Consider the following 26,181-nt stretch of genomic DNA (forward strand, 5'->3'; position numbering starts at 1 on the left):
CCATGAGCCTGCACGGTCTGCTCGACGCCGTAGTCAAGGATCCCGCCCTCGCGGAAGCGATCAAGGCGGCCGCGGACGGCAACCGCATGCACGTCGACCTCGTCGGCCCCCCGGCGGCCCGCCCCTTCGCGGTCGCCGCCCTGGCCCGTGAGGCCTCGCGCCCCGTCCTCGCGGTCACCGCGACCGGCCGCGAGGCCGAGGACCTCGCCGCCGCCCTGCGCTCGCTGCTGCCCTCGGAGGGCGTCGTCGAGTACCCCTCCTGGGAAACCCTCCCGCACGAGCGCCTCAGCCCGCGCAGCGACACCGTCGGCCGCCGCCTCGCCGTCCTGCGCCGCCTCGCCCACCCCCGCCCCGACGACCCCGAGACCGGCCCCGTCCAGGTGGTCGTCGCACCCGTGCGCTCCGTGCTCCAGCCGCAGGTCAAGGGGCTCGGCGACCTGGAACCGGTGGCCCTGAGGACCGGGCAGACCGCCGACCTGAACGCCGTCGTCGAAGCCCTCGCGGCGGCCGCGTACTCCCGCGTCGAACTGGTCGAGAAGCGCGGCGAGTTCGCCGTACGCGGCGGCATCCTGGACGTCTTCCCGCCCACCGAGGAACACCCCCTGCGCATCGAGTTCTGGGGCGACGACGTCGAGGAGATCCGCTACTTCAAGGTCGCCGACCAGCGCTCCCTCGAAGTCGCCGAGCACGGCCTGTGGGCCCCGCCCTGCCGTGAACTCCTGCTGACCGACGACGTCCGCGCACGCGCGCGTGCCCTCGCCGAGGAGCACCCGGAGCTGGGCGAACTGCTCGGCAGGATCGCCGAGGGCATCGCCGTCGAGGGCATGGAGTCCCTGGCCCCCGTCCTGGTCGACGACATGGAACTGCTCCTCGACGTGCTCCCCAAGGGCGCCATGACCGTCGTGTGCGACCCGGAGCGGGTCCGCACGCGCGCCACCGACCTCGTCGCCACCAGCCAGGAGTTCCTGCAGGCCTCCTGGGCGGCCACGGCGGGCGGGGGCGAGGCGCCCATCGACGTCGGCGCGGCCTCCCTGTGGTCCCTCGCGGACGTCCGCCACCGCGCGCGCGAGCTGGACATGATGTGGTGGTCGGTGTCGCCGTTCGCCGCCGACGAGTCGTTCACGTCCGCCACCGACGGGGCGGGCGACGCGGACACCCTGAAGCTCGGGATGCACGCGCCCGAGACCTACCGGGGCGACACGGCGAAGGCGCTGGCCGACACCAAGGGCTGGCTCGCCGACGGCTGGCGCACGGTCTTCGTCACCGAGGCCCACGGCCCCGCCGCCCGCACCGTCGAGGTGCTCGGCGGCGAGGGCGTCGCCGCCCGCCTGGACACCGACCTGGGGGAGATGTCCCCCTCCCTCGTGCACGTCGCCTGCGGCTCGATCGACTACGGCTTCGTCGACCCGGCGCTCAGGCTCGCCGTCCTCACCGAGACCGACCTGTCCGGGCAGAAGGCGGCCGGCCGCGACGGCGCCCGCATGCCCGCCCGCCGCCGCAAGACCATCGACCCGCTCACCCTGGAGCCGGGCGACTACATCGTCCACGAACAGCACGGCGTCGGCCGCTACATCGAGATGGTGCAGCGCACCGTCCAGGGCGCCACCCGCGAGTACCTGGTCGTCGAGTACGCCCCCGCCAAGCGCGGCCAGCCCGGCGACCGCCTCTACATCCCCACCGACCAGCTGGAACAGATCACCAAGTACGTCGGCGGCGAGGCACCCACCCTGCACCGGCTGGGCGGCGCCGACTGGACGAAGACCAAGGCCCGCGCGAAGAAGGCCGTCAAGGAGATCGCCGCCGACCTCATCAGGCTCTACAGCGCGCGCATGGCCGCCCCCGGCCACACCTTCGGCGCCGACACCCCCTGGCAGCGCGAGCTGGAGGACGCCTTCCCGTACGCCGAGACCCCCGACCAGCTCACCACCATCGCCGAGGTCAAGGAGGACATGGAGAAGTCGGTCCCCATGGACCGCCTGATCTGCGGCGACGTCGGCTACGGCAAGACGGAGATCGCGGTCCGCGCCGCCTTCAAGGCCGTACAGGACGGAAAGCAGGTCGCCGTCCTGGTGCCGACCACCCTGCTGGTGCAGCAGCACTTCGGGACGTTCTCCGAGCGCTACTCGCAGTTCCCGGTGAACGTCCGGGCCCTGTCCCGCTTCCAGACCGACACCGAGGCCAAGGCCGTCCTGGAAGGCCTGCGCGAGGGCGCGGTCGACGTCGTCATCGGCACCCACCGCCTGTTCTCCTCGGAGACGAAGTTCAAGGACCTCGGCCTGGTCATCGTCGACGAGGAGCAGCGCTTCGGCGTCGAGCACAAGGAGCAGCTGAAGAAGCTCCGCGCCAACGTCGACGTCCTGACGATGTCCGCGACCCCGATCCCGAGGACGCTGGAGATGGCGGTGACCGGCATCCGGGAGATGTCGACCATCACCACACCTCCCGAGGAGCGGCACCCCGTCCTGACCTTCGTCGGCCCCTACGAGGAGAAGCAGATCGGCGCCGCCATCCGCCGCGAACTGCTGCGCGAGGGCCAGGTCTTCTACATCCACAACCGGGTCGAGTCCATCGACCGAGCGGCCTCCCGACTGCGCGAGATCGTCCCCGAGGCGCGCATCGCCACCGCGCACGGCCAGATGTCCGAGTCGGCACTGGAACAGGTGGTCGTCGACTTCTGGGAGAAGAAGTTCGACGTGCTCGTCTCGACGACGATCGTCGAGTCCGGCATCGACATCTCCAACGCCAACACCCTCATCGTCGAACGAGGGGACACCTTCGGCCTGTCCCAGCTGCACCAGCTGCGCGGCCGGGTCGGCCGTGGCCGCGAGCGCGGGTACGCGTACTTCCTGTACCCGCCGGAGAAGCCCCTGACCGAGACCGCGCACGAACGGCTCGCCACCATCGCCCAGCACACGGAGATGGGCGCGGGCATGTACGTGGCGATGAAGGACCTGGAGATCCGCGGCGCGGGCAACCTGCTCGGCGGCGAGCAGTCCGGGCACATCGCGGGCGTCGGCTTCGACCTGTACGTGCGCATGGTCGGCGAGGCGGTCGCGGACTACCGGCGGCAGCTGGAGACAGGGGAGATCCAGGAGGAGCCTCCGCTGGAGGTCAAGATCGAGCTGCCCGTCGACGCGCACGTCCCGCACGACTACGCGCCCGGCGAGCGGCTGCGCCTGCAGGCCTACCGGGCCATCGCCTCCGCCAACACGGAGGAGGACATCAAGGCCGTCCGCGAGGAACTCACCGACCGCTACGGCAAGCTGCCCGAGCCGGTGGAGAACCTGCTGCTGGTGGCCGGTCTGCGGATGCTGGCGCGCGCGTGCGGCGTCGGCGAGGTCGTCCTGCAGGGCACCAACATCCGCTTCGCCCCGGTGGAGTTGCGCGAGTCGCAGGAGCTGCGGCTCAAGCGGCTTTACCCGGGCACGGTCATCAAGCCCGCCGTGCACCAGGTGCTGGTACCGCGCCCGAAGACCGCGAAGGTCGGCGGCAAGCCGCTGGTCGGCCGGGAACTGCTGGGCTGGGTCGGGGAGTTCCTGGCGTCCATCCTGGGGTCGTAGGCGGGTCCGTGCGCGTCGGCGAGGTGTGAGCGGGCGCACGGGCCCGGTCGCCGGGCCCCGGCCGAAGGCGCCAAGTGACCCAAGTCAAGCCCGATTTGCGCAAACCGTTCCCTTTACGCCCTCTCTGTGTCGCGCCGTACGGCCGCTACCGTGGGAACCGGGACGACCCCGGCCGGGGGCCGACAGGACAAGGGAGGGGACGCGCATGACGCGTCTGAGGGGCGGGGCGGCCGCCGCTGTCGTCATGATGGTCGCCGTGGCCGGATGCAAGGGCGCTGTTCCGTCCGCGGGCGGCGGACCCTCCGGTTCCGCCGTCCCGACCGCCGGGAACGGCCGGGCCGTGAGCCCGCTGGACAATCCGGACGGCACGAAGCCGGGGCTGGCGCCGATCACGTCCAGCGCGGACGAGGCGAAGGCCAGGTCGGTGATCGGTAAAGTCGCGACGAAGGGCCGGGGCCCCAAGACCGGGTACAAGAGGTCCGACTTCGGCTACGCCTGGACGGACTCGGCCCCCGGTGGCATCCCCTTCTCCCACAACGGGTGCGACTCGCGCAACGACCTCCTGAAACGCGACGGCGAGAAGGTCCGCTTCCGGGCCGGCTCCGACTGCGTCGTCACCTCCATGACGCTGCACGACCCCTACACCGGCAAAACCATCGAGTGGACCAAGTCGCACGCCACGACGGTGCAGATAGACCACGTCATGCCGCTGTCGTACGACTGGCAGATGGGCGCGTCCGGCTGGACGAAGGACAAGCGGGAGGACATAGCCAACGACCCGCTCAACCTGATTCCCGTGGACGGCCCCACCAACGGTGCCAAGAGCGACTCGGGGCCGGCGGCCTGGCTGCCCCCGAACAAGCAGATCCGCTGCTCCTACGTGCTGCGCTTCGCCCAGGTGTCGCTGAAGTACGGCCTTGCGGTGACGGCCGCCGACAAGCAGATGATGCTGAAGCAGTGCGGCGGCTGACGGGGGCGGTCGCGGCTCGCGCCTGAGAGCGCGGGGGCCGACAGCCTCGTCGGCCCCGTGGATCAGATGCCCTCGCCGGTCACGCGGACTTCTCGCTCTTCAGCGAGCCCAGGATCCGGGTCGTCACCTTCTTCGCCGCCGCGACGCCGTTGTCGCCGCCCGCCGTGGACAGGACGGTGACGACGGCGTTGCCGGAACGAGCCGCGACGAGCGTGGTGCCGTTCTGCCAGGCGCCGCTGGTCAGCGTCATCGTGTAGGCCTCGTCACCGAGCCCGGCCGTGGACCGGCCCGCGACCTTCACCTTGGCGTGTGCGTCGGTGTCCGTGAAGGCGGCGCACTCGGTGGCGACGGTCCGCAGGTCCTTCATCACCTCGGTCGCCGCGGTGCCCTGGAATTCGTCGATCTCCTGGGCCACTTCCTCGGTCTTGTCGTGGTTCGCGTAGTCGTTCTGCGCGAACGACACGCCCCCCTTGAGGCCGGTCACCTGGATCCAGGCCGTCCCCTCCAGCCTGGAGCAGTCCGGCTTCGCGGCGCTCCTGCCGGACGGGGAGAGGAAGTCACCGGCGCTGTCCGAGGCGCCGTCGGCCTCGGGGGCCAGCCCGGCCGGGAAGGTGGACGCGGGCGCCAGCGCCTTCTTCAGCTGCGTACCGGTGAGCAGGCCGGCGTTGGGGTCCTTGGCCTTGTCCGGCTTGACGCTCGCGCCGGTGTCCGAGGACCCGGAAGAACCGGAGGAGCAGGCGGAGAGGGCCAGGGGGAGCGCCGCGACGGCGAGCAGCGTGACGAGACGGGACGAGTGGCGCATGACGGTCCTTCAGGGGATTGGGTGGCGGGGGTCTTGGCGTTGGCGGGGTCAATAAGAACAGAGCTTGTGAACCGAGTCAACATGATTCACGGAGCGGGACGCGTACACGGTGTGAATGCGTAGATCTTGCGCGTCTCGGTATGCTCGATGTCACACGTGCGACGAGGGGGAGTGGGGCCGTGCAGGACCACGCGACAGAGGTGACCGCCGCCGGCATCGCACGGCTCGCCGGCGTGGGCCGCGCCGCCGTCAGCAACTGGCGCCGTCGGCACGCCGACTTCCCCAAGCCGGTCGGCGGCACCGAGACCAGCCCGTCCTTCGCCCTCGCGGAAGTGGAGGCCTGGCTGCGCGAACAGGGAAAACTCGCCGAGGTCCCGCTGCGCGAACGCGTCTGGCAGCAACTGGCCGGTCACCCCGAGGGCCCCGTCACGGCCCTGGTGCACGTGGGTTGCGTGCTGCTGCTCATCCAGGAGCGGCCCCCCGTGTGGCTGGAGGTCGGCGCCGGGTCCGACGAACGCCTGGCCGCGCTGCTGCCCGCGGCGCTCGATCAGGTGCTGACCCCGCGTTTCGGCGCGGGCGCGGCACGGGACCGCCGCGTTCACGCTGTGAACCCCTCGCCCCATGCGCACAGCACCCCTGCGGTTCACACCCCGGCCGGCCCCGCCCTCCTCCTCTCCGCTCCTCTCCTGCGCGGCGCCGCCGAGCTGGCGGCCGAGCTGGGGGCGCGGCAGACCTTCGAGTTCCTGCTCGGGCGGCACCTGGACGCCAACCCGCGCCAGTACACCCTGACCCCGGCCGAACTCGCCCGGCTCATGGCCGACCTCGCCGGCCCCGCCCGCACCGTCCTCGACCCGGCCTGCGGCACCGGAGCCCTGCTGCGCGCCGTGGACACCCGCCCCGAACAGGAGCTGTACGCCCAGGACAGCGCCCCCGACCTGGCCGCGCTCACCGCGCTGCGCCTGGCGCTGCACTCCCGGGCCGCCGTACGCGCCGCCGCCGGGGACACCCTGCGCGCCGACGCCCACCCGGGGCTGCGCGCGGACGCCGTCCTGTGCCACCCGCCGTTCAACGAGCGCAACTGGGGGCATGACGAACTCGCCTACGACCCCCGCTGGGAGTACGGCTTCCCGGCCCGCACCGAGTCCGAGCTGGCCTGGGTGCAGCACGCGCTGGCCCGGCTGACGGACGGCGGCACCGCCGTCCTGCTCATGCCGCCCGCCGCCGCCTCCCGCCGCTCCGGCCGCCGGATCCGCGCCGACCTGCTGCGCCGGGGCGCCCTGCGGGCGGTCGTCGCACTGCCGGTCGGCGCGGCACCGCCGTACAACATCCCGCTGCACGTATGGGTGCTGCGCCGGCCGGACAGGACGCCGGCCGCGCCCGAGGTGCTGCTCGCGGACACCGGGCGGTTCGCCACCGAGGGGCGCGGCGGCCCGGACTGGCAGGCGATGCGGGACGCCGTACTCGACGCCTGGCGCTCCTTCGAACGTACGGGCACGCTCGACGAGCGGCCGGGGCTGGCCCGTTCCGTGCCGGTGATCGCGCTGCTCGACGACGACGTGGATCTCGCCCCCGCCCGCCATCTGCCGCCCCCGGCCGCGGCCGACGGCGCGGAACAGCTCACGGCGGTGCGCGAGCGCCTCGGCGCCACCCTGCGCCTGACCGCCGACCTCACCCCGCCCGCCGCCGAACCGGGCCGGCCCGCGCGCTGGCCGCTCACCACCATCGGCGAACTCGCGCGCGGGGGCGCCCTGGAGCTGCGCACCGGCGGAAACGGCGGCCACGCGCGCGTGCCCGTCCTCACCGACCACGACGTGCTCGCCGCCGCGGCACCCTCCGGGACGCTCCCCGAGAGCGACGAGGAGGCCGTGCTGACCGAGCCGGGCGACGTCGTCGTCCCGGTGCTGGGCGGCGGCTCGGTGGCGCGCGTGGTCGACGACATGACCGGGGGCGCCGCCCTGGGGCGCAACCTCGTGCTCCTGCGCCCCGATCCCACGGCGCTCGACCCGTGGTTCCTCGCCGGGTTCCTGCGCGGCACCGCCAACAACCGCCAGGCCAGCAGCTACGCCTCCACCGCCACCCGCCTGGACGTGCGCCGCCTCCAGCTGCCCCGGCTCCCGCTCGACGAACAGCGGCGCTACGGCACACGGTTCCGCGCACTCGACGAGTTCGAGCGGGCGCTGCGCCACGCGAGCCGGCTCGGGGACCAGCTCGTGCGCGGGATGTACGACGGGCTGACGGACGGCACGGTGACGCCCGGCTGAGCCGTCCCCCCGGTACGAAGTGATCAGCACGACAACGGTTCGGCACAACCCTGGACCGGTTGTCGTGGTCGGCCTATACGCTCAACCCCGACACCCCAGGCCTCCGGGAGCAGCCATGCAGGGCCACGGCTACGCGCCGCCTCCGCCGAAGCGACCTTCGACGGCGGTGTTGGTCGTGCTGCGCGTGGTCTTCGTGGCGGTGGCGCTCCTCAGCATCGGATTCCTGGCGTGGGTGGCGACGCTGCGCGCGGCGATCGTGACCCGCAGGGCCGCCGACTGGTGGGTCTTCGCGGGGTCGGTGGTGGTCCTCGGTATCAGCTTCGCCTTCCTCAGCACCGACCACACCGACGACTTCAGCACCCCGAACGGCGACACGGGAATGATCATCCTGTTGCTGAACGCCGTGGCCTGCGTCGGCTACTACCTCTACGCGGACATACGTCACTTCAGTCCGTTCCGCGGGCCCCACGCCGGCCGGCCGCCGACGGCGCCGGGCTACGGATACCCGCAGCCCGCCTCGCCGTACACGGCGGCGACCGTGCCGAGCACACCGCAACCCCCCTACGGCGCGCCTCCGATGCCCTACACCCCGCCGCCCGGGCCGCCCGCCCCCGCACCTTTGCAGCGCCCCGCGCCCGCCCGTATCGACCAGGTGCGTGCCGAACTCGACGAGCTGAGCGACTACCTGCGCAAGCACCCCGGGCAGCAGGGCGGCGGCCTCGAGGGCGGAAGGTGACCGTGGCGGCGGGACGGGTCGTCGCCGGCCGCTATGAACTGTCCACGCTCATCGGGCAGGGCGGCATGGGACAGGTGTGGACGGCGTACGACGGACGGCTCGACCGGCGCGTGGCGGTGAAGCTGCTGCGCCCCGACAAGGTGGCCGGGCAGGAGGCCGAGGAGCTGCGCCGGCGGTTCGTGCGCGAGTGCCGGGTGACCGCGCAGGTCGACCACCCCGGGCTGGTCACGGTGCACGACGCGGGCAGCGAGGGCGAGGAGCTGTTCCTCGTCATGCAGTACGTCGACGGCGCGGACCTCTCCGACCACCTCGCCGAGAACGATCCGTACCCGTGGCAGTGGGCGGTCGCGGTGGCCGCGCAACTGTGCGCCGTGCTGAGCGCCGTGCACGCCGTGCCGATCGTGCACCGCGACCTCAAGCCCCGCAATGTGATGGTGAAGCAGGACGGCACGGTCACCGTCCTCGACCTCGGCGTGGCGTCGGTCATGGACACGGACACCACCCGCCTCACCCACACCGGCTCCCCGATCGGCTCGCCCGCCTACATGGCGCCCGAGCAGGCGATGGGCGGCGCGGTGGGCCCGTACACCGACCTGTACGCGCTCGGGGTCCTGCTGCACGAGCTGCTCAGCGGCGACGTGCCCTTCGCCGGTTCGACGGCGCTCGGGGTGCTGCACCGGCACCTGTACGAGCCGCCGCTGCCGGTGCGCCGGATCCGTGCCGAGGTCCCGGAGGCGCTGGAGGCGCTGGTGCTGCGGCTGCTCGCCAAGGACCCGCAGCACCGACCGGCCTCCGCGCAGGAGGTGTACGAGCATCTGGCCCCGCTCCTGCCCGGGCGCGGCACACCCACCGGGGCGCCGCTGGACCCCATGCGCCCCTTCCTGCGCCCGCACGCCCCTTGGCCGGACCGCGCGCGGACGCCCGCTCCCCAGCCCGCGCCCCTCGCCCCGGCCCCCGAGAAGCCCGATGTCGCCGCGGCCGTCGACGAGGTCAAGCGCCTGCTCGGCGAGGGCCGTATCACCCAGGCCGTCGACATCCTCGGCGCGATCCTGCCCGCGGCGGCGGAGCAGCACGGTGAGCACTCCCCGGTCGTGCGCACCCTGCGCAAGCAGTACGCGGCGACCCTGATGGACGACGGCCAGTACCGGCGCGCGCTGCCCGAACTGCGCCGGCTGGCCGACGAACGCGCCGCCGAGGCCGGCCAGGCCGACCCGCAGTCCCTGCGCTTCCGTCTCGACGCCGCCCAGTGCCTGGAGCAGCTCGGCGAACCGGCGGCGGCGCTCGCCGAGTACCGCGCGCTGCTGCCGTACTACGAGAACCAGTACGTCTCCGGCGATCCCGGGCTCGCCCACGACGTGCGCCGGCGCGTCGGCCATCTGCTGCTCGCCCTCGGCGACCGCCCCGCCGCCCACGACACACTCGCCCGGCTGCTGCTGGACGTGGAGCGACTGCAGGGCCCCGGACACCCGCTGGCGGCGGAGATCCGGCGCACTCTGCAGTGGCTCGGACAGGTGCGCTGACCCCGCGCCGGTCCGGGGAGCCGGGGCGGTGCCCGAAGCGCGCGCGAATCGTTGGTCGAATGGGTTGGCCAGAGCTTGCCCACTGCCTACCATCGATCACCGCAAGACTTTGTGCACCGTCGCACAATCTCCTCGGGAGGTTTCCTTGCACCGCCGCCGTCGCACCGCGCTCGTCCTCTCCGCCGCGATCGCCGCCGCGGCCCCGCTCCTGACCGCCTGCGGCAACGGCGCGCACCCCGGTGCGGCGGCCGTCGTCGGCGGTCAGCGGATCTCCGTCGCCCAGTTGCAGAACCGGGTGGACGAGGTGCGCCAGGCGCAGCGGGCGGCCGTCCCGGACAAGGCGCAGTACCAGCAGGTGCTCACCTCCACCAGCACCCTGACCCGCGACACCCTGCACAACATGGTCCTCGATCAGGTGCTGCACCGCGCCGCGCAGGACGCGGGCGTCAGTGTCAGCCGCAAGGAGACCCAGCAGTTGCGCGCCCGCCTGGAGCAGCAGGCCGGCGGTGCGGGCGGGCTGGAGACGGCCTGGCTGCAGAAGTACGGCATCGCGCCCCAGCGCCTCGACGACAACCTGCGCATCCAGCTCGAGGCGCAGAAGCTCGCCGCGCGACTGGGCACCGACACGAGCCAGCCCGCCTTCTGGAAGGCGCTGTCCACCGCGTCCCAGGAACTGCACGTCGACCTCAACCCTCGCTACGGCGCCTGGGACGTGCAGAAGAGCAGCCGGGTCGACGCGAAGACGCCATGGGTACGGGAGGTCACGGCGACGGGGACGCAGCAGCAGCCGGCGTAGCCGCGCGACTGCGGTGCCTGGCGGGCACGGTAGTCGGTCATACGATCACATCGTCGTCCTCGCCCTGTGGACAACCCGCGAGGTCGCCGGCGGGTGTGCGTTACGTTCGATGCGTGAACACCACCAGCCTCGAAGGTGCCCGGCAACCGGGCCCGGACCCGGCCGGCCCCGGCCGGGTCGTCCTGCTCACCACCAGCCACCGGGTCGCACCCGGCCTGCTGTCCTGGCCCGCCTGGCAGGCGCTGCACGCGGCCGACCGGGTGCTGTGCGCGGACGGCGCGCATCCGCAGCTGCCCTATCTGCGCGAGGCGGGCATAGCGGTGGACGAGTCGGCGCCGACCGCCGAGGAAGTGGTCGACGCCTGCGCCGGCGGACGCACCGTGGTGGTCGTGGCCACCGGCGAGGGCGAGCCCGCGCTCACCGACGGTCTGGCCCGCCTGGCCGGCTCGGGCCGCGTACGGATGCCGGAGCTGGAGCTGCTGCCCGCCTCCTACGACCTGCCCGGCGCCCGCCTCCTCGACCTCGTCCAGGTCATGGACCGCATCCGCGTCGAGTGCCCCTGGTCGTCCCGGCAGACCCACGAGGGCCTGGCGAAGTACGGCATCGAGGAGGCGTACGAACTCGTCGAGGCGATCGAGGCCGGCGACCGTGAGGAGCTGCGGGAGGAACTGGGGGACGTGCTCCTGCAGGTCGTCTTCCACTCCCGCATAGCCGAGGAGGATCCCGAGACCCCCTTCTCCATCGACGACGTGGCCGGCGGCATAGTCGCCAAGCTCGTCCACCGCCACCCGCACGTCTTCGGCGACGAGACGGCCGAGACCCCCGAGGAGGTCAAGGAGCACTGGCTGCGCACCAAGGACGAGGAGAAGCGGCGCACCTCGGTGACCGAGGGCATCCCGCTGGGCCAGCCCGGCCTCGCCCTCGCCGCGAAACTCGCCTCCCGCGCCCGCACGGCCCGGCTGGACGTCCCGCTGCCGAAGGGAGAAGGCGTCGGATACGAACTGCTGGCCCTGGCGGCCCGGGCCGAGGCGGACGGCGTGGACCCCGAGACGGCCCTGAGAGCGGCGGCCCGCGCCTACCGTGACGCGGTGCGGGCGGCGGAGGAGGCGAGAGGTTAGCGGAGGAGGCGAGAGGTCAGCACCGTCGGCTCCCGGCCGCGGGGTGACCACCCGCCGGTGGTCCCGGGTGCGAGCGGCGGTCGCCGACGCGCCGCCCACCCACCGGCCGCACAGGTAGCGGTTGTTCGTATCGGCCACCGGGGAACCGCGCACCGACGGCGGCACGGTCGTCGGCGTGGTGAGCGGTCACGGTCCCGTCTCCACGGGTCCGGCCGCCGCAGGCCACCGGCCCCGGCTCGCCGCGGCCCGAAGCCGGATACCGTCGACGGGTGACCAACCAGCCCCAACCCCCGACCGCGCAGGACATCCCCGGACCCGCGGCCCCCTCCCTCTTCAGCTGGGAGTTCGCCACCGATCCCTACCCCGCCTACGCCTGGCTGCGCGAGCACGCCCCGGTGCACCGGACGCGGCTGCCCAGTGGGGTCGAGGCCTGGCTGGTCACCCGGTACGCCGACGCCAAGCAGGCGCTCGCCGACTCCCGGCTGAGCAAGAACCCGGCGCATCACGACGAGCCCGCGCACGCCAAGGGCAAGACCGGGATCCCGGGCGAGCGCAAGGCCGAGCTGATGACACATCTGCTCAACATCGACCCGCCGGACCACACCCGACTGCGCCGGCTGGTCAGCAAGGCGTTCACCCCCCGCCGGGTCGCCGAGTTCGCGCCCCGGGTGCAGGAGCTGACCGACCACCTCATCGACCAGTTCGCCGCGCGGGGGTCCGCCGACCTCATCCACGAGTTCGCCTTCCCGCTGCCCATCTACGCCATCTGCGACCTGCTCGGCGTCCCGCGCGAGGACCAGGACGACTTCCGTGACTGGGCGGGCATGATGCTGCGCCACACGAAGGCCGGTCAGGCGGGCGGGCCGCGCGGCGGGGTCGCGCGGTCGGTCAAGAAGATGCGCGGCTATCTCGCCGAGCTGATCCACCGCAAGCGCGAGTCACTGCCCGCCACGCCAGCCCCCGGCGAGGACCTGATCTCCGGTCTCATCCGCGCCTCCGACCACGGTGAGCACCTCACCGAGAACGAGGCCGCGGCGATGGCCTTCATCCTGCTGTTCGCCGGGTTCGAGACGACCGTCAACCTCATCGGCAACGGCACCTACGCGCTCCTTCGCCACCCCGGTCAGCGCCGCCGCCTCCAGGCGTCCCTCGCCCGGGGCGAACGGGACCTGCTGGAGACCGGCATCGAGGAACTGCTGCGCTACGACGGCCCGGTGGAGATCGCGACCTGGCGGTTCGCGACCCGGCCGCTCACCCTCGGGGGGCAGGACATCGCGTCCGGGGACCCCGTCCTCGTCGTGCTCGCGGCCGCCGACCGGGACCCGGAGCGGTTCGCCGACCCGGACGCCCTGGACCTCGCCCGCCGGGACAACCAGCATCTCGGGTACGGCCACGGCATCCACTACTGCCTCGGCGCCCCGCTCGCCCGGCTGGAGGGACAGACCGCGCTGGCAACTCTCCTCACCCGGCTGCCCGATCTCCAACTGGCGGAAGATCCTGCCGAATTGCGCTGGCGGGGAGGGCTCATCATGCGCGGGCTGCGCACCCTTCCCGTGGAGTTCGGCCCGGTCCGCTAGCGCCCGCGCCGCACTGACGTGAGGGAAGTTCAACTCTGTGATCTTCACGTGATCTGCGCGGCATTAACTTGTGACAAGTGATCGTCTGCCGATACGTTCACCCATCAGCGCGGCGGTGTCGACAGTACCCGCCGCGCGGGTCACCGCTGTCGCACGAAAGGCTTCCGCATGCTCTCCGGGAACGGTCGTCACCGTCGCCCCCGTCAGGCTCCGGCCCTCCTCGTCGCGGCCGGGGTGACCGGATCCGCCATCGCCATCCCGCTCCTCGGCGCCGCCTCCGCGAACGCGGCCGACGGCACCACATGGGACAAGGTGGCCCAGTGCGAGAGCGGCGGTTCCTGGAGCGCGGACACCGGAAACGGATACTACGGAGGCCTCCAGATCACCCAGGACAACTGGGACAAGTACGGCGGTCTCGACTACGCGTCCACGCCCGACCAGGCCAGCCGTTCGCAGCAGATCTCGGTCGCCGAGAAGATCCTCGCCGACCAGGGCACCACCCCGTGGGCCACCTGCGCCCTGCTCTCCGGTCTCACCTCCAACTCCGGCTCGGTCGCAGTGGACACCGGCGTCACGGGATCCGGCGGCTCGTCCGGCTCCTCGGGCTCCTCCGACTCCTCGGGCCTGTCCGACTCGTCCTCTTCCTCCGATTCCTCGTCGGGCAAGTCGTCCGGTTCCTCGTCGTCCGCCACTCCGACGCCGAGTGCGAAGGCGAGCACGGGCAAGGGGGAGAGCGCGGGCAAGGGGGCCGCAAGTGGCACCTCCGACACCCCCACCGGCAGCACGAAGTCGGACAAGTCCGCATCTTCCGGATCCGGAAGTTCGCAGGGAACCGACAGCTCGCCCACGGTCGCCCCCGAGGCCGACGACTCGGACAATCCACAGCAGACCGTCGGTTCCTGGGCGCTGGTCGACACCGGGGCGCTCAGCAGCGGCGGCCGTCACCGTGGCGACAGTGCCGACGAGGTCACGGACAAAAGCGTGACAAACGGTCAAAGCTCCAACGCCTCGGGCCGTCACGCCTCCCGCGCCGACGGGACCTACACCGTCCGCGACGGCGACTCGCTCGCCTCCATCGCCGACTCCCTCGGCCTCGACGGCGGATGGCGCGCGCTCTACGCGGCCAACAAGGCGGCCATCGGTACCGACCCGAACAACATCGCTCCCGGTCAGACCCTGGAAGTCGGTACGGAAACGGCCCAAAAGTAGGCGGAGTTGACGCCCCACTTCATGCCGATTGTCCGGTTTGGTGAAAGTGTGGGATGAGTCTCAGAAGCCCTGATCGTCTTTGAAATTCGCCGGATCACCTGTCTACGGTCATGACCGCTCGTCACCACGAGCCCCGGCTGTCGCAACGCCGAATCCTGCCAGCGGCCGCCCGGGAACAGTCGTCGCGTCAAGCGCCGTAGGCAGGAGCGGGGGACCCAAGGTAAGTGCCGGGTCCGGTGGTTGAGGCCCTTCGGGGCCCACGACCGGAACCGGCTAGGGGTGGAGCCACGCCTCCCAGGGAGGTGTGGCCGGGCAACTCAACCGGCCCGAACCCGACAGCTCACCTCGCAGGCGTCGGTGAGGGGATCCACCATGCTGTTTTCCGGCAAGGGCAAGCACCGTCGTCCGTCCAAGGCCACTCGCGTCATCGCACTCGCCGGTGTCACCGGCGCCGCCGTCGCCGCCCCGCTGATGGCGGCCGGCAACGCCTCCGCCGCCACCGCCTCCGAGTGGGACACCGTCGCCCAGTGCGAGTCCGGCGGCAACTGGTCCATCAACACCGGGAACGGCTACTACGGCGGTCTGCAGTTCTCCGCCTCCACCTGGGCCGCGTACGGCGGCACGCAGTACGCCGCGCAGGCCAACCAGGCCAGCAAGGCCCAGCAGATATCCGTCGCCGAGAAGGTCCTCGCCGCCCAGGGCAAGGGTGCCTGGCCGGTCTGCGGCACGGGTCTGTCCGGCGCCGCCTACAACGGTGCCGGCGCGGCCGGTTCGTCGAACTCCGGTTCGTCGAACTCCAGCGCGTCGAAGAGCGCCACCACCACCCGCTCCACCGAGCAGCAGGCCGCCAACCGCTCCAGCGAGCGTCCCGCCGCCACCAAGACCGTCACCACCCCGACCGGCAAGAAGGTCAAGAAGGGCGACGGCGAGTACAAGGTCGTCAAGGGTGACACCCTCAGCTCCATCGCCGAGAAGCACAAGGTCGCCGGTGGCTGGGAGAAGCTGTTCCAGCTGAACAAGGACATCGTCCAGGACGCGAACCTCATCTACCCCGGCCAGCAGCTGCACCTGAAGTAACCGACGGCCGCCCCCGAGGCGATACGCGGCCGACAGCCGAACCACAGCGTCCTCACCTCCGCCGCCCCCCAACGGTGGAGAGCGCGTGAGGGCCGCCCCTCCCGTCCCCACGGGCCCCCGCCCCGGTGCGTTCCCCCCCGTACGCACCGGGGCGGGGTTTTTTCTTCGCCCGCCCGCCATCCGCTCTTCTTCGCCGACCCCCTTTGTTCCGGACGTGAACAATAGGTACCGTCTCCTTGTCCACGGGGCGGTCGGTCGGTGGCCGATGCCCCCGGGACGGTTAGGCTCTAGTCGCAAGGCACCGCCGCAAGGCAGACAGCCCCGCACCAACAGCGTCACATCCAAGAAGGAGATGCTCGTGCCGTCCATCGACGTCGTCGTAGCCCGGGAAATCCTGGACTCCCGAGGCAACCCCACGGTCGAGGTCGAGGTCGGCCTCGACGACGGCAGCACGGGTCGTGCCGCCGTCCCGTCCGGCGCCTCCACCGGTGCCTTCGAGGCCATCGAGCTGCGCGACGGTGACCCGAACCGCTACCAGGGCAAGGGTGTCGAGAAGGCCGTCCTCGCCGTCATCGAGCAGATCGGCCCGGAGCTGGTCGGCTACGACGCCACCGAGCAGCGCCTGATCGACCAGGCCATGTTCGACCTGGACGCCACCGACAACAAGGGCTCGCTCGGCGCCAACGCCATCCTCGGCGTCTCCCTCGCCGTCGCCCACGCCGCCTCCGAGGCCAGCGACCTCCCCCTCTTCCGCTACCTGGGCGGCCCGAACGCGCACCTGCTGCCGGTGCCGATGATGAACATCCTGAACGGCGGCTCGCACGCCGACTCCAACGTGGACATCCAGGAGTTCATGATCGCCCCGATCGGCGCGGAGTCCTTCTCCGAGGCCCTGCGCTGGGGTGCCGAGGTCTACCACACCCTGAAGAAGGTCCTGAAGGGCAAGGGCCTGTCCACCGGTCTCGGTGACGAGGGCGGCTTCGCCCCGAACCTGGAGTCCAACCGCGCCGCCCTGGACCTCATCCTGGAGGCCGTCAAGCAGGCCGGTTACGTTCCCGGCGAGCAGATCGCGCTGGCCCTCGACGTCGCCGCGTCCGAGTTCTACAAGGACGGCAGGTACGAGTTCGAGGGCAAGTCCCGCTCGGCCGCCGAGATGACCGAGTACTACGAGGAGCTGGTCGCGGACTACCCGCTGGTCTCCATCGAGGACCCGCTGTTCGAGGACGACTGGGCCGGCTGGAAGGTCATCACCGACAAGCTCGGCGACAAGGTCCAGATCGTCGGCGACGACCTGTTCGTCACCAACCCCGAGCGCCTGGCCCGCGGCATCGAGGAGGGCACCGCCAACGCCCTGCTCGTCAAGGTGAACCAGATCGGCTCGCTGACCGAGACCCTGGACGCCGTCGAGATGGCCCAGCGCAACGGCTTCAAGTGCATGATGTCGCACCGCTCCGGCGAGACCGAGGACGTCACCATCGCCGACCTCGCCGTCGCGGTGAACTGCGGTCAGATCAAGACCGGCGCCCCGGCCCGCTCGGACCGCGTCGCCAAGTACAACCAGCTGCTGCGCATCGAGGAGATCCTCGACGACGCGGCGGTGTACGCGGGCCGCAGCGCCTTCCCGCGCTTCAAGGGCTGACCCAAACCGGGTTCAACCCGGAGTAAGCCTTAGCCAGTCGTACGTACGTCCCCGTACTCGGTCCCGTACCGTGTCCGGGGACGTACGCACGTGTGCAGCACGAAGCACGGGCGCGCAGCACAGGCACAGAGCAGAGCACAGGCACAGAGCACAGGCACAGAGCACTGCCGAGAAGCGGCGGCTTGGGGAGGCGGAGAGCCAGATGGCCGTGAAGGACCGGGACCGTTTCTCCACCGCGACCAGACTGCGGCTGCTCGGCGAGCAGACCGCGGCCCGTGTCTACCGCTCCCAGACCAAGCGGCAGGCCCGCCGCTCCCGGCTCACCGGCCGCGCCGCGCTGCTCGCCCTCGTGGTGTGCACGATGGTGGTGGCCCTGGCCTATCCCATGCGGCAGTACGTCTCCCAGCGCGCCCAGATCGCCGATCTGCAGCGGCAGCAGCAGAAGGCCCAGCAGCGGGTCGAGCAACTGCGCGACCTCAAGGCACGCTGGCAGGACGACGCCTACGCCGAGCAGCAGATCCGGCGCCGGCTGCACTATGTGATGCCCGGCGAGACCGGTTACATCGTGATCGACCCGGGAGCCGCCCAGCAGTCCCGCGCCTACCGCGGGGCCGCCGACCGGCCCTGGTACGCCAACGTCTGGGACGGGGTCGACAAGTCCGACGCCTCCGACCAGTGACCGACCAGAGAGACAGTTCGTAGTGGAAACGCCTCCGCCGACCACCCCGCGCACCGAACCCACCGACGCGGACGTCGAGGCCTTCAAGCAGCAGCTCGGGCGCCCGCCGCGCGGCCTGCGCGCCATCGCCCACCGGTGCCCCTGCGGGCAGCCGGACGTCGTGGAGACGGCCCCCCGGCTCCCCGACGGCACCCCCTTCCCCACGCTGTACTACCTGACGTGCCCGAAGGCGTCCTCCGCCATCGGCACGCTGGAGGCGAACGGCGTGATGAAGGAGATGACGGAGCGGCTGGCCACCGACCCGGAGCTGGCCGCCGCGTACCGCGCCGCGCACGAGGACTACATCCGGCGCCGGGACGAGATCGAGGAGCTGACGGGCTTTCCGAGCGCGGGCGGCATGCCGGACCGGGTCAAGTGCCTGCACGTCCTGGTGGCGCACTCGCTGGCCGCGGGGCCGGGCGTCAACCCGCTCGGCGACGAGGCCCTCGCCATGCTGCCCGAGTGGTGGCGCAAGGGCGCCTGCGTGACGCTCCCGCAGGACGAGAAGGAGGTGGCGCGGTGACCCGGGTGGCCGCCGTCGACTGCGGTACGAACTCCATCCGGCTGCTCGTCGCCGACGCCGACCCGCTCACCGGTGAACTCGTCGACCTGGACCGCCGTATGACGATCGTGCGGCTCGGCCAGGGCGTCGACCGCACCGGCCGGCTCGCCCCCGAGGCACTGCAGCGGACCTTCGCCGCCTGCCGCGAGTACGCCGGGATCATCAAGCGGCACGGCGCCGAACGCCTCCGCTTCGTCGCCACCTCCGCCTCCCGGGACGCCGAGAACCGCGACGAGTTCGTGCGGGGCGTCCTCGACATCCTGGGCGTCGAGCCCGAGGTGATCTCCGGCGACCAGGAGGCCGAGTTCTCCTTCACGGGCGCCACCAGGGAGCTGGCCGGACGCGCGGACCTCGCCAAGCCGTTCCTGGTCGTGGACATCGGCGGCGGCTCCACCGAGTTCGTGGTCGGCGACGAGCACGTGCGCGCCGCCCGCTCCGTGGACGTCGGGTGCGTGCGCATGACCGAACGGCACCTGGTGCACGAGGGGCACGTCGACGACCCGCCGAGCGCCGAGCGGACAGCCGCCATGCGGGCCGACATCGAGGCCGCCCTCGACCTCGCCGAGGAGACGGTCCCGCTGCGCGAGGCGCACACCCTGGTGGGGCTGGCCGGCTCGGTCACCACGGTCTCCGCCATCGCCCAGGACCTGCCCGAGTACGACTCCGCGCGCATCCACCACTCCCGGATCTCCCACGACCGCGTCCGCGGGATCACCGAGTGGCTGCTGCGCTCCACGCACGCCGAGCGGGCGGCCGTTCCCTCCATGCACCCGGGCCGGGTCGACGTCATCGCCGCGGGCGCCCTCGTACTGCTCGCGATCATGGAGCGGACCGGGGCCGAGGAGGTCGTCGTGAGCGAGCACGACATCCTCGACGGCATCGCGTGGTCCGTGGCCTAGCTCTCTTTTGTTACCGATCGGTAGCTATCGGCTGAGCAGGTCGGATAACGTATGAGCGCCCCCGTGGAGTGGTGACACACCACTCCACGGCAGATCGCCGGAAAACTTCGTGAAGTTCTTCACAAGGAATTCGGCCCACTTGAGCGATCGGACGGCTCCTGTTGACCCGTTCGGGCGCCCCACGGCCCCGAAAGCGCTCTCGGGAGCGTGTGGCGAGGGTGTTTCGGAAGGGTGTCGAGGGCGCGTCGCGCGGGTGCCCCACAGGGGCCCCGAAGTGAAGGAGAGGCAGCTCACGCGGCATTGACAACGGGTCGAAGTACCCCTGGGTTCCGCCTGGACGCCATGACCTGCGTCACGCGGGCCGCGGAGTTTAGCACAGGGCCTCCACAACCTTGTGAAGGGGCGCACGAGCGACCCTCCAGGAGCGGGTGGATACTCGATGGCATGAGCACCACGGAGCGTCCCAGGATCCTCGTAGTAGGCGGTGGGTACGTAGGCCTGTACGCAGCTCGGCGCATCCTCAAGAAGATGCGCTACGGCGAGGCGACCGTCACGGTCGTCGACCCCCGGTCGTACATGACCTACCAGCCCTTCCTCCCCGAAGCCGCCGCCGGCAGCATCTCCCCTCGCCACGTCGTCGTCCCGCTGCGACGCGTGCTGCCGAAGGCGGAGGTCCTCACCGGCCGGGTCACCACCATCGACCAGGACCGCAAGGTCGCCTCGATCGCCCCGCTGGTCGGCGAGGCGTACGAGCTGCCCTTCGACTACCTGGTGATCGCGCTCGGCGCGGTCTCCCGCACCTTCCCGATCCCCGGCCTCGCCGAGCAGGGCATCGGCATGAAGGGCATCGAGGAGTCCATCGGGCTGCGCAACCACGTCCTGGAGCAGCTGGACAAGGCCGACTCCACGACCGACGAGGAGATCCGCCGCAAGGCGCTCACCTTCGTCTTCATCGGCGGTGGCTTCGCGGGCGCGGAGACCATCGGCGAGGTCGAGGACATGGCCCGGGACGCCGCCAAGTACTACAAGAACGTGTCCCGCGAGGACATGCGCTTCATCCTCGTCGACGCCGCCGACAAGATCCTCCCCGAGGTCGGCCCCAAGCTCGGCCAGTACGGCAAGGAGCACCTGGAGAGCCGCGGGGTCGAGATCTACCTGTCCACCTCCATGGACTCCTGCGTCGACGGCCACGTGGTGCTGAAGAACGGCCTCGAGGTCGACTCCAACACGATCGTGTGGACGGCGGGCGTCAAGCCGAACCCGGCGCTGTCCCGCTTCGGTCTGCCGCTCGGCCCCCGCGGTCACGTCGACTGCGAGCCCACGCTCCAGGTCGCGGGCACCGACTACATCTGGGCCGCCGGTGACAACGCCCAGGTTCCCGACATCGTCGGCCGCAAGGCGGGCAACGAGAACGCCTGGTGCCCGCCGAACGCCCAGCACGCCCTGCGCCAGGCGCGGGTCCTCGGCGACAACGTGATCTCCGGTATGCGGGGCTTCCCGCAGAAGGAGTACGAGCACGCCAACAAGGGTGCGGTGGCCGGTCTCGGCCTGCACAAGGGCGTGGCGATGATCGTCATGGGCAAGATGAAGATCAAGCTCAAGGGCCGCCTCGCCTGGTACATGCACCGCGGCTACCACGGCCTGGCGATGCCGACCTGGAACCGCAAGATCCGCATCTTCGCCGACTGGACGCTCGGCATGTTCCTCAAGCGCGAGGTCGTCTCCCTGGGCGCCATGGAGAACCCGCGCGAGGAGTTCTACGAGGCCGCCAAGCCCGCCCCCGTGGCCGCCGCGAAGAAGACCGAGGAGAAGGCCAAGGCCTCCTGACCTCCGGCCACCGTACGAACCGAAGGACCTCCCGCCATCCGTGGTGCGGGAGGTCCTTCGGCGTTGAACGGGATTTTCACCCTGTTGGCGGGACTGCGGCGGGGCACCTCGGGTGTTTACGTGGTGACCGAACATCCGGGATCCGTCGTCACGGAGGTGTGCGCCATGCCCGAAGCCGCGTCGCGGCTGACGAGTATCGCCGAGCAGTTGCTGGGAACCCCGCTCCCGCTGCGCATCCGCGCCTGGGACGGTTCGCAGGCGGGTCCGCCGGGTGCACCGGCCCTGGTGATCCGCAACCGGCGCGCCCTGCGCCGGCTGTTGTTCAAACCCGGTGAACTGGGCCTGGCCCGCGCCTGGGTGGCCGGGGACCTGGAGATCGAGGGCGACCTGTACGCCGCCCTGGACGCGATGTCGGCACTGGTGTGGGAGCGCGGGGAGGACGCCCGTACCCTCGCCCAGGCACTGCGCGCCCCCGGCGTCCGGGCCGCCGCCCGCGACCTGCTGAAACTCGCCGGCCCGCCGATCTGGCCCAGCCCGCCCCGCGAGGAGGTCCGCAGACGCCGCCATCTGCACACCAAGCACAGCGACAAACGCGCCATCAGCCATCACTACGACGTCGGCAACGACTTCTACGAAATCGTGCTCGGCCCCTCCATGGTGTACTCCTGCGCCTACTGGGAGGAGGACGGCACCCTGGAGTCCGCCCAGCGCGACAAGCTCGAACTCGTCTCCCGCAAGCTCGGCCTGACCCCCGGTCAGCGACTGCTCGACGTGGGCTGCGGCTGGGGCTCGATGGCGATCCACGCGGCCCGCGAGCACGGCGTGAGCGTCGTCGGCGTCACCCTCTCCCAGGAACAGGCCGCCTACGCCCGTAAGCGGGTCGCCGACGAGGGCCTGACCGACCGGGTGGAGATCAGGGTCCAGGACTACCGCGACGTCGCCGACGGCCCCTACGACGCCATCTCCTCCATCGGCATGGCCGAACACGTGGGCGCCGAGCGGTACCTGGAGTACGCGAACGTTCTGTACGCCCTGCTGAAGCCCGGCGGGCGGCTGCTCAACCACCAGATCGGCCGCCGCCCCCAGCGGGACGAGGTGACGTACCAGGTGGACGAGTTCATCGACGCCTACGTCTTCCCCGACGGCGAACTCGCCCCGGTCGGCACCACGGTGACCCTGCTGGAGCGGGCCGGCTTCGAGGTGCGGGACGTGGAGGCGCTCCGCGAGCACTACGGCCGCACCCTGCGCCGGTGGGTCGCCAACCTGGAGGACGGCTGGGACCGCGCGGTACGCCTGACCAGTCCGGGCCGTGCCCGGGTCTGGCGCCTGTACATGGCCGCCTGCGCCCTCGCCTTCGAACACAACCGCATCGGCGTCAACCAGGTCCTGGCCGTCCGCACCCCCGAGTCGGGCGGGTCCGGGCTGCCGCCGCGCCCCCGCACCTGGCACTGAACGCGAAGAGGGCCCGGTTCGCCCCCTGCGGGAAACCGGGCCCTCGACGGTTTTACGACTCCTGGCGACTCCTGGCGGCTCTCCCCGCTCCCCGCCGCCCTGGTGGCCGCGTGCGGCTACTCGGACTTGATGGCCGTGAGCATGTTCAGCCGGGCCGCGCGCCGGGCCGGCCACAGGGCCGCCAGGATGCCGACCGTGCCGGCCAGCAGCAGGAAGAGCGCCATCCGGCCCCAGGGCAGGACCAGTTCGTAGGTCGGCATCTTGGTGCCGAGCAGCTCACCGGCCGCCCAGCCGAAGAACACGCCCAGACCGATGCCCAGCACCCCGCCGAACAGGGAGATCACCAGGGACTCCAGGCGGACCATCCGTTTGACCGCCTTGCGGTCCAGGCCGATCGCGCGGAGCATGCCGATCTCCTGGGAGCGTTCGAAGACCGACATGGCCAGGGTGTTGACGACACCGAGGACCGCCACGATCACCGCCATCGCCAGCAGGCCGTAGACCATGTTCAGCATCAGGGTGAACACCTGCGCGACGGAGTCGGACAGGTCCTTCTTGTCCTGGACCCTGATCGCCGGGTTGTCGCCCAGCACCTTCACCAGCCGGTCCTTCGCAGCGCCGGACGCGCCGCCCGCCGTCTTGACCATGACCCGCGCGTCGGCCGGCTCGCTCTGGTGCGGGGCGAGCGTCCTGTCGTCCAGCATGATGCCCTGGAGCATCTCGTTGCCCTCGTACACCCCGGCGACGGTCAGCCGCCCCGCCTTCCCGTCCTCGTAGTGCACGGTGAAGCGCGAACCGGTCCGCCAGCCGTGCGACGCGGCGGTGGTGTCGTCGACGACCACCCGGGAGCCGCCCACCGTGAACGAGCCGTGGTCGACCTTCGGATCGGTCAGCGCACCGATCGCGGAGCCGTTGACGCCGGTCAGCAGCTCGCTCTGCCCGTCGATGCGGGAGAACGCGCGCCGCAGCGGGCTGCTGGCGGTGACGCCGTCGGCGGTGGCGAGCTTCCTGGCCACGTCCGGGGACAGGTCGTTGCCGTTGGCCATCGAGACGACGTAGTCCGCGCGGATCGCCGCGCTCGCCATCTTGTCGATCGACTTCTGCAGGCTGCCCGCCATCACCGTCATACCGGTGATCAGGGTCAGTCCGATCATCAGTGCGGAGGCGGTGGCGGCCGTACGGCGCGGGTTGCGCACCGAGTTCTGCCGGGCCAGCTTGCCGGCGACCCCGAACACGCGCAGCGCCGGCGCGGCCGCCGCGATCAGCGGACGGGACAGCAGCGGGGTCAGGATGAAGACACCGATGATCAGCAGGACGGCACCCAGACCCATCGGGGCCTGGCCGTCGGTGCCGTCCATCGTGGTGGCCGCCAGCACCACCGCCACACCGCCCGCCGAGAACAGGGCGCCGAGCGAGTTGCGCAGCACCAGCGACCTGGCGGTGGCCTTCGCGTGCACGCTGCTCATCGCGGCCACCGGCGGGATCTTCGCGGCGCGCCGGCCGGGCAGCCAGGCGGCCAGCATGGTGATGACGACGCCCACCGCGAGGGCCGTGGCGACCGTGCCGGAGGAGATGACCAGCGGGCCGTCCGGGACGGTCGCGCCGAGCGAGCCCATCAGCGAACGCAGACCCGCGCCGATGCCGATGCCGGCGACCAGCCCGGCCGCACCGGCCACCGCGCCCACCACGAACGCCTCGATCAGCACCGACCGGGTGACCTGGCGGCGGGAGGCGCCGACCGCGCGCAGCAGCGCCAGCTCCCTGGTGCGCTGGGCGACCAGCATGGTGAAGGTGTTGGCGATGATGAACGTGCCGACGAAGAGCGCGATACCCGCGAAGACCAGCAGGGTCTGCTTCAGGCCGCTCATCGACGAGGCGATCGAGCGCGCCTGGTCGTCGGCGAGCGTTCGGCCCGTGGTGGTCTCCACGAGGTTCTTCGGCAGGGCGCTGTCGAGCGCGGCCCGCAGCGCGTCCTGGCTGGTGCCGGGAGCGGCCTTCACATCGATCTCGTCGTAGGCGCCCGGCTTGCCGAACAGTTTCTGCGCGGTCGCCGTGTCGAAGAGGGCGAGGCTGCCGCCGGCCGAGACATTGCCGTCGTCGGTGGTGAAGATGCCGCTGACGACCGGTGTGAGGACCGGGCCGTCGACCGAGACCCGCACGGTGTCGCCGACCTTGTAGCCGGCCCGTGCGGCGGTCCGGGAGTCGATCAGCACCTGGCCGCTGCCGCTGGGCGCGTGTCCGTCGACCAGCGGGTAGCGGGCGTCCCTGGTGCCCCAGTAGTTCCCGCCCTCGGACCGGAAGCCGCCGCCGATCAGTTTGCCGTCCTTGCCGGCGATGGCGGTGAAGCCGGTGACGACACCGGTCGCGGAGGCGGCGCCGGGGACCTTCGCGCTGCGGTCGAGCAGCGCCTGGGTCAACCTGGGCGTCTTGCCGACGGTGTCGCCCCGGTCCGCCTGGCTCTGGGGTGTGACGGCGACGTCGACCTGGTCGAAGCCCTTGGCCGAACTCTTCTGGTAGGCGTCGGAGACGGTGTTGGTGAAGACCAGTGTCCCGGACACGAAGGCCACACCGAGCATGACGGCGAGCACGGTCATCAGGAGCCGGGCCTTGTGCGCGGTGACGTTGCGCAGGGCGGTGCGGAACATCAGTTCGTACGGCCCTTCGCGTCGGACCGGGGGGCCTGGGCGTCCGCCCCGGGGAAGTGCCGCATGAAGTCGAGGACCGCCTCCGCCGTCGGCTCGTACATGTGGTCGACGACCCGGCCGTCGGCGAGGAACACCACGCGGTCCGCGTACGCGGCCGCCACCGGGTCGTGGGTCACCATGACCACGGTCTGGCCCAACTCCCGCACGGAGTTGCGCAGAAAGCCCAGCACCTCGGCGCCGGAACGGGAGTCGAGGTTTCCGGTCGGCTCGTCACCGAAGATGATGTCGGGCCGGGAGGCCAGCGCGCGGGCGACCGCCACGCGCTGCTGCTGGCCGCCGGAGAGCTGGGAGGGCCGGTGGCTCAGCCGGTCCGACAGCCCGACCATGCGGATGACGGTGTCGAGCCACTGCTTGTCGGGCTTGCGGCCCGCGATGTCCATCGGAAGGGTGATGTTCTCCAGCGCGGTGAGGGTGGGCAGCAGGTTGAACGCCTGGAAGATGAACCCGATCTTGTCCCGGCGCAGCTTCGTCAGCTGCTTGTCCTTCAGGGAGCCCAGCTCGGTCTCGCCGATCCGCACGGATCCGGAGGAGAAGGTGTCCAGACCGGCCACGCAGTGCATCAGCGTGGACTTGCCGGAACCCGACGGCCCCATGATCGCGGTGAACTCGGCCTGCCGGAACTCGACGGAGACCCGGTCCAGGGCGACCACCTGGGTCTCACCCTGTCCATAGATCTTCGACAGCTCCGTGGCACGGGCGGCCACCGTGGTGGTCCGGCCGGCGGTGGGGGTGGTGGTCACGGGAAGGGGCTCC

The 26,181-nt window shown here is 71.5% G+C and carries 19 protein-coding genes and 1 riboswitch; of the genes, 16 read left to right on the forward strand and 3 right to left on the reverse strand.

Going from position 1 to position 26,181, the window contains the following annotated elements; all coding sequences use genetic code 11:
• The first annotated feature begins 2 nt into the window (after nt 1–2).
• Nucleotides 3–3,560, forward strand: a complete 3,558-nt coding sequence (mfd, locus tag ACFYMM_RS30135) for a transcription-repair coupling factor (protein WP_388391995.1) — start codon at nt 3–5, stop codon at nt 3,558–3,560.
• A 205-nt stretch (nt 3,561–3,765) separates the two neighbouring features.
• Entirely contained in the window at nt 3,766–4,530 is a 765-nt protein-coding gene (locus ACFYMM_RS30140; RefSeq protein WP_388391997.1) for an HNH endonuclease family protein, read from the forward strand.
• A gap of 79 nt (nt 4,531–4,609) precedes the next feature.
• Here ACFYMM_RS30140 and ACFYMM_RS30145 read toward each other — a convergent pair whose 3' ends face one another.
• Nucleotides 4,610–5,332 carry a hypothetical protein gene (locus ACFYMM_RS30145; RefSeq protein WP_388391999.1) on the reverse strand — a complete coding sequence of 241 codons (723 nt, stop codon included), beginning with the start codon at nt 5,330–5,332 and terminating at the stop codon, nt 4,610–4,612.
• Between the two features lie 179 nt (nt 5,333–5,511).
• Here ACFYMM_RS30145 and ACFYMM_RS30150 point away from each other — a divergent pair, with 179 nt between their 5' ends.
• The 14 genes from ACFYMM_RS30150 to ACFYMM_RS30215 all read left to right on the forward strand — a co-directional run bounded on the left by ACFYMM_RS30150 (nt 5,512) and on the right by ACFYMM_RS30215 (nt 22,723).
• Entirely contained in the window at nt 5,512–7,593 is a 2,082-nt protein-coding gene (locus ACFYMM_RS30150) for an N-6 DNA methylase (RefSeq protein ID WP_388392001.1), read from the forward strand.
• A 115-nt stretch (nt 7,594–7,708) separates the two neighbouring features.
• Nucleotides 7,709–8,329, forward strand: coding sequence for a hypothetical protein (locus tag ACFYMM_RS30155; protein ID WP_388392003.1), 621 nt, complete (start codon nt 7,709–7,711; stop codon nt 8,327–8,329).
• A 38-nt stretch (nt 8,330–8,367) separates the two neighbouring features.
• Nucleotides 8,368–9,849, forward strand: coding sequence for a protein kinase (locus ACFYMM_RS30160; RefSeq protein WP_388392111.1), 1,482 nt, complete (start codon nt 8,368–8,370; stop codon nt 9,847–9,849).
• Nucleotides 9,850–9,994: 145 nt separating this feature from the next.
• Nucleotides 9,995–10,645, forward strand: coding sequence for a SurA N-terminal domain-containing protein (locus tag ACFYMM_RS30165; RefSeq protein WP_388392005.1), 651 nt, complete (start codon nt 9,995–9,997; stop codon nt 10,643–10,645).
• 113 nt (nt 10,646–10,758) lie between these two features.
• Nucleotides 10,759–11,763: a nucleoside triphosphate pyrophosphohydrolase gene (locus ACFYMM_RS30170; protein WP_388392007.1), complete on the forward strand. Its 1,005-nt coding sequence runs from the start codon at nt 10,759–10,761 to the stop codon at nt 11,761–11,763.
• A 269-nt stretch (nt 11,764–12,032) separates the two neighbouring features.
• Nucleotides 12,033–13,340, forward strand: a complete 1,308-nt coding sequence (locus ACFYMM_RS30175) for a cytochrome P450 (protein ID WP_388392009.1) — start codon at nt 12,033–12,035, stop codon at nt 13,338–13,340.
• A 168-nt stretch (nt 13,341–13,508) separates the two neighbouring features.
• Nucleotides 13,509–14,549, forward strand: coding sequence for a transglycosylase family protein (locus tag ACFYMM_RS30180; protein WP_388392011.1), 1,041 nt, complete (start codon nt 13,509–13,511; stop codon nt 14,547–14,549).
• Nucleotides 14,550–14,731: 182 nt separating this feature from the next.
• Nucleotides 14,732–14,918, forward strand: a riboswitch (cyclic di-AMP (ydaO/yuaA leader).
• Nucleotides 14,919–14,921: 3 nt separating this feature from the next.
• The gene (locus ACFYMM_RS30185; RefSeq protein WP_388392013.1) at nt 14,922–15,626 is read left to right on the forward strand and encodes a transglycosylase family protein; all 705 of its coding nucleotides are present in this window, start codon (nt 14,922–14,924) and stop codon (nt 15,624–15,626) included.
• Nucleotides 15,627–15,978: 352 nt separating this feature from the next.
• A complete protein-coding gene (eno, locus tag ACFYMM_RS30190; protein ID WP_388392015.1) occupies nt 15,979–17,265 on the forward strand; it encodes a phosphopyruvate hydratase in 1,287 nt (428 codons plus the stop codon).
• Nucleotides 17,266–17,467: 202 nt separating this feature from the next.
• The gene (locus ACFYMM_RS30195) at nt 17,468–17,944 is read left to right on the forward strand and encodes a septum formation initiator family protein (protein ID WP_388392017.1); all 477 of its coding nucleotides are present in this window, start codon (nt 17,468–17,470) and stop codon (nt 17,942–17,944) included.
• A gap of 22 nt (nt 17,945–17,966) precedes the next feature.
• Nucleotides 17,967–18,506 (forward strand): DUF501 domain-containing protein, encoded by a 540-nt coding sequence (locus ACFYMM_RS30200; protein ID WP_388392019.1) that lies wholly within the window; start codon nt 17,967–17,969, stop codon nt 18,504–18,506.
• Nucleotides 18,503–19,444: an exopolyphosphatase gene (locus ACFYMM_RS30205; RefSeq protein WP_388392021.1), complete on the forward strand. Its 942-nt coding sequence runs from the start codon at nt 18,503–18,505 to the stop codon at nt 19,442–19,444. Before ACFYMM_RS30200 ends, ACFYMM_RS30205 begins: the two co-directional genes overlap by 4 nt.
• 444 nt (nt 19,445–19,888) lie before the next feature.
• Nucleotides 19,889–21,271 (forward strand): NAD(P)/FAD-dependent oxidoreductase, encoded by a 1,383-nt coding sequence (locus ACFYMM_RS30210; RefSeq protein ID WP_388392023.1) that lies wholly within the window; start codon nt 19,889–19,891, stop codon nt 21,269–21,271.
• 165 nt (nt 21,272–21,436) lie between these two features.
• Nucleotides 21,437–22,723, forward strand: a complete 1,287-nt coding sequence (locus tag ACFYMM_RS30215; RefSeq protein WP_388392025.1) for a class I SAM-dependent methyltransferase — start codon at nt 21,437–21,439, stop codon at nt 22,721–22,723.
• Nucleotides 22,724–22,839: 116 nt separating this feature from the next.
• Here the strand turns inward: ACFYMM_RS30215 and ACFYMM_RS30220 are convergent, their stop codons facing one another.
• Complete coding sequence (locus ACFYMM_RS30220; RefSeq protein ID WP_388392027.1) at nt 22,840–25,368, reverse strand: ABC transporter permease; 2,529 nt, start codon at nt 25,366–25,368, stop codon at nt 22,840–22,842.
• Nucleotides 25,368–26,168 carry an ABC transporter ATP-binding protein gene (locus ACFYMM_RS30225; RefSeq protein WP_388392029.1) on the reverse strand — a complete coding sequence of 267 codons (801 nt, stop codon included), beginning with the start codon at nt 26,166–26,168 and terminating at the stop codon, nt 25,368–25,370. Before ACFYMM_RS30225 ends, ACFYMM_RS30220 begins: the two co-directional genes overlap by 1 nt.
• Nucleotides 26,169–26,181: the final 13 nt, after the last annotated feature.

The organism is Streptomyces sp. NPDC006739 (genome assembly GCF_042869815.1).
Classification (GTDB): Bacteria; Actinomycetota; Actinomycetes; order Streptomycetales; family Streptomycetaceae; genus Streptomyces.

What these genes read in the sequence shown, in the direction of transcription:
- ACFYMM_RS30195 (WP_388392017.1), top strand. Translation starts at nt 17,468, where the DNA reads ATGGCCGTGAAGGACCGGGACCGTTTCTCCACCGCGACCAGACTGCGG.
- ACFYMM_RS30140 (WP_388391997.1), top strand. Translation starts at nt 3,766, where the DNA reads ATGACGCGTCTGAGGGGCGGGGCGGCCGCCGCTGTCGTCATGATGGTC.
- ACFYMM_RS30220 (WP_388392027.1), bottom strand. Translation starts at nt 25,368, where the DNA reads ATGTTCCGCACCGCCCTGCGCAACGTCACCGCGCACAAGGCCCGGCTC.
- ACFYMM_RS30185 (WP_388392013.1), top strand. Translation starts at nt 14,922, where the DNA reads ATGCTGTTTTCCGGCAAGGGCAAGCACCGTCGTCCGTCCAAGGCCACT.
- ACFYMM_RS30210 (WP_388392023.1), top strand. Translation starts at nt 19,889, where the DNA reads ATGAGCACCACGGAGCGTCCCAGGATCCTCGTAGTAGGCGGTGGGTAC.
- mfd (WP_388391995.1), top strand. Translation starts at nt 3, where the DNA reads ATGAGCCTGCACGGTCTGCTCGACGCCGTAGTCAAGGATCCCGCCCTC.
- eno (WP_388392015.1), top strand. Translation starts at nt 15,979, where the DNA reads ATGCTCGTGCCGTCCATCGACGTCGTCGTAGCCCGGGAAATCCTGGAC.
- ACFYMM_RS30145 (WP_388391999.1), bottom strand. Translation starts at nt 5,332, where the DNA reads ATGCGCCACTCGTCCCGTCTCGTCACGCTGCTCGCCGTCGCGGCGCTC.
- ACFYMM_RS30180 (WP_388392011.1), top strand. Translation starts at nt 13,509, where the DNA reads ATGCTCTCCGGGAACGGTCGTCACCGTCGCCCCCGTCAGGCTCCGGCC.
- ACFYMM_RS30215 (WP_388392025.1), top strand. Translation starts at nt 21,437, where the DNA reads ATGCCCGAAGCCGCGTCGCGGCTGACGAGTATCGCCGAGCAGTTGCTG.
- ACFYMM_RS30155 (WP_388392003.1), top strand. Translation starts at nt 7,709, where the DNA reads ATGCAGGGCCACGGCTACGCGCCGCCTCCGCCGAAGCGACCTTCGACG.